Genomic DNA, 3,108 nt, shown 5'->3' with positions numbered 1-3,108 from the left:
CTCCATCAGCAACTTTGCCCGCAACCCCGGCAGCTACATCGCCGACGGCGCAAAGGAGGTGGCGGGCTTCGTCAAGGACGCAGGCAGTAAGGTGGCAGACGGGGTCAGTGACGCCGCCAAGTCAGTCGGAAACTTTGTCGGAGGGATATTCGGATGACCACCAGCACCATGAAATGGACCCAGCGGGACATTGAGGCCGCAGCCAAGGTCCTTGCCTCGGCTAGCGCAGTCGGCGCGCCTTTGCCCACGTTGACCGATGAAGAAGTTGTGGCCTTGGACGGCGTTCAGCACGAACAGCTGGTTGCCCTTCCGTGGCTTTCTGCCCAGGATGCGAGCAAGGAACTGATGTGCGCCATCGCCTTGCGCGGCCTGCTCGCCAAGGAACTCGTGTACCCCGTGGTCTTCGAGGGCGAAACCGAGCCTTCGCGCCTGCACGCTACTGAAGAAATCACCGGCGCCCTCACCCTGCGCCGCAGTGGCAGCAGCGTGGTCTCCGTGGAACGGACCGTCTCCACCGGCAAGCGCTGGCTCTACGGCTACCTTCATGACGAAGGCGTCCTGCTCGAGGAAGTGGACGAAAGCGGCCTGCACGGCTTCACCGTGGTTACCCGCGATCAACTGGTTCCCCGCCTGGCCGAATTCGTGGACCCCCAACAGGCGGCTGCCCGCGACACCGAAGCCACCCTCTACACCGAAGCGCAGTTCGAGGCACACGCGGCCACGGCACTGGTCGACACCCAGGCAGCCAGCAACGTGGTGGCCTTCAACTCCACCACCAACGAGTTCCCCACGGTCACTGTTTACACGGGCCCGTCCGGTGTTCACGTGCTGACCCCGCGGGTGGAAGGTTCGCCTGAATCCGTCCCGGAGGACACAGCATCCGTGGCGTTCGAGCTGCAGGAAACCTCCGCGGCATCGTTGGCCCGCGTCCTGGGCGGGCTGGCCGGACTGGCCTGACTGGCCCGACCTTCCGTACCCAAGCCGCACACCGCCGTCGAGCTGAAAGTCCCTCATGAGTACTTCGAAGTCCATCACCCTCACCGGCCTGCTTGACCCTGTCAACGGCCGCCCGGTTCGCCGCCACCCTGACACCGGCGCGTACTTCGTCAAGGCGTCCGGGGGCGCCCACTTCTGGGGCCGGGTGCTGGATGCCATGGTGTTCCTGGTTGGCTATGTGGTCCTCGCCGTGATCCTTGCAGTGGTCCGGGAATCCATGATGAACAGCGGCTCTGCGCTCGGGTACAACGACGGTTTGTGGCTGACCCTCTACGTGGTCCTGTGGTTTGTGGGGCTGTTCGTCTATGGCATGATCTGGGGATCCGTGGGCAGTGTGGGCGACGCTGCCGCCGGCATGCGCTCCGTGCGGATCAAGAACGGCACGACGGCGGGCGCCTGGTTGGGCGGTTGGCGGGCCATCTGCTGGTCTTTCTTCCCGTTCTTCGTGGTGATGCTCATTGCCTCCGCCATCAGCGGCGGCGGGGACGACACCTGGGATCCGAAGTTTGCGGCCATCGACCGGCGCTCCGGCATTGCCCAGGGGCAGACGCCGGTTCCGGACCCCAAAGCGACAGCCGCCGATCAAGCCGCTGCGGCCGAACGGCAGAACTTGCCCAACCTCTATGGCCAGCGCCCGGATGCACGGCCGTAACTGGCTGGTTCGCCGTGTTGAGCGAAGGCTCGCCCCTAAGCTGGGCCGGCTCCGCTTTGTAGCGTCGTCGCGGCGCATCTACTGGAAAGTCCTCATCCCCTGCCTGGTGGTGGGGTTCCTTTTCGGGACCATCGCGGAGTTCGTCAGCCCGATCCGTTCCACCCGGGAAGCCGGGCACTTCAACGATCCCGCCTTCTTTGTGCTGACCAGCATCCTGACAGCTTTGGTCCTCTGGTCCATGACGCTCTTGGGCAGCTTCCGGAAGTTGTTGGTTTTTGACGGCGGGGTCGTCGCCAAATATTCGCAGAAACACACGCTCGTGATGATCCCCTGGGACGAAATTATGCCCGGGACCATCAAAGCGGTGACTACTGCCGACGGCACCGACCCCGATCGGCGCTTGGTGGCACGCAGGAAGATCTCCCTGGGCGCCGGAGGCCGGAATGCCGTAGTTTTCCAAGCCCGGGAAACATTCTGGGTCTTCGCCTCCAACCAGGATCCCGCCCCACTGGTCCTTGCCATCCACGGCGCCATGGAAGATGCCGGAACACCCGGCGCCGCGCGGGCAGCAGCAGGTGCGCTGCCCGCCGTCGTACTGACCGGGCGAACGGCACTCGACTGACCGGCTTTTCCTTAACAAAGGGCAAATCCGGCCCTTGCAGACCCGCTACCAGCCGGTAGCATGTGATCCACTATGTTCACTCTCACCATCAACCAACGCGACAGCCGCCGCGACGGCGACCTCGTGCCGCAGCTGCTCAAGGACCTGCGGCATATTCCTGCGCGGCTCGACTTTGACCGCTCGGTTGAGGATGAGGTGCAGGGCATCGTGGATTCCAGCCACCAAGCGGTGGAAACTGCGTTGATCGCACTGCGGACGGGGCAGTGGTACGTGGGAATCGGCGTGGGACCCATCAATGAGCCGCTACCCAACCTGGTCAAGGATGCCTCAGGGCATGGCCTGGTGTACGCCCGCCGGGCCGTGGACCGGCTGCGTAACGGCAAAGAGCGGGTCCCGGTTGCGGTGGACGGCCCGTTTGGCGCACTGGCTTCGGAGGCGGAGGCGGTGTTGCGTCTCCTGGGACACATTGTCCAACACCGCAGTGCAGCGGAATGGCGTGTGCTGGACTTGCTCACACCGGGAGTCCGGGGCCAGCAAAGGGCTGTGGCACAGGAGCTTGGCATCACCACTCAGGCCGTCAGCAAGGCGTTGGCCCGCGCACAATGGGCCGAAGAGCACGCAGCCCGCCCGGCTGCCGCGCGCCTGCTGCAGCTCATCCTCGAAGTGCGCTGACCCTAAACCACGCAGGCTTAACCAACTGAGTCGCAGTTAACGCCGTTTTGAGGGTTTCAAACGGCATCTTCTGCGACTCAGTTGGGTCAGCGTGGGAGATTACTGGTTGCTGACGTTGTCCTTGGCCGTGTGTGCGCGGTCCTGAACATCGGCCGCGGCCGCCTGG

Annotated in this window: 4 protein-coding genes; all 4 read left to right on the top strand. The window is 64.3% G+C overall.

Features of this window, described 5'->3' with window-relative positions; translation table 11 throughout:
* Nucleotides 1-153: 153 nt before the first annotated feature.
* The 4 genes from HP499_RS22670 to HP499_RS22655 all read left to right on the top strand — a co-directional run bounded on the left by HP499_RS22670 (nt 154) and on the right by HP499_RS22655 (nt 2,942).
* Entirely contained in the window at nt 154-957 is an 804-nt protein-coding gene (locus HP499_RS22670; RefSeq protein ID WP_172326328.1) for a hypothetical protein, read from the top strand.
* A 55-nt stretch (nt 958-1,012) separates the two neighbouring features.
* On the top strand, nt 1,013-1,648 hold the full coding sequence (locus HP499_RS22665) for an RDD family protein (RefSeq protein WP_172326327.1): 636 nt from the start codon (nt 1,013-1,015) through the stop codon (nt 1,646-1,648).
* Nucleotides 1,620-2,270, top strand: coding sequence for a hypothetical protein (locus HP499_RS22660; RefSeq protein WP_253951752.1), 651 nt, complete (start codon nt 1,620-1,622; stop codon nt 2,268-2,270). Before HP499_RS22665 ends, HP499_RS22660 begins: the two co-directional genes overlap by 29 nt.
* Nucleotides 2,271-2,342: 72 nt before the next feature.
* Nucleotides 2,343-2,942 (top strand): hypothetical protein, encoded by a 600-nt coding sequence (locus HP499_RS22655; protein ID WP_172326326.1) that lies wholly within the window; start codon nt 2,343-2,345, stop codon nt 2,940-2,942.
* The last annotated feature ends 166 nt before the right edge of the window (nt 2,943-3,108 follow it).

It is taken from the genome of Paenarthrobacter sp. CM16, assembly GCF_013179505.1.
In the GTDB taxonomy this organism is placed as follows: domain Bacteria; phylum Actinomycetota; class Actinomycetes; order Actinomycetales; family Micrococcaceae; genus Arthrobacter.
The sequence above is the reverse complement of the archived record's forward strand: the minus strand, read 5'-3'. Positions and strand labels throughout refer to the sequence as shown.

Excerpts from the sequence above, each read along its gene's own strand:
- HP499_RS22670 (WP_172326328.1), top strand. The coding sequence starts at position 154 with ATGACCACCAGCACCATGAAATGGACCCAGCGGGACATTGAGGCCGCA.
- HP499_RS22665 (WP_172326327.1), top strand. The coding sequence starts at position 1,013 with ATGAGTACTTCGAAGTCCATCACCCTCACCGGCCTGCTTGACCCTGTC.
- HP499_RS22660 (WP_253951752.1), top strand. The coding sequence starts at position 1,620 with ATGGCCAGCGCCCGGATGCACGGCCGTAACTGGCTGGTTCGCCGTGTT.
- HP499_RS22655 (WP_172326326.1), top strand. The coding sequence starts at position 2,343 with ATGTTCACTCTCACCATCAACCAACGCGACAGCCGCCGCGACGGCGAC.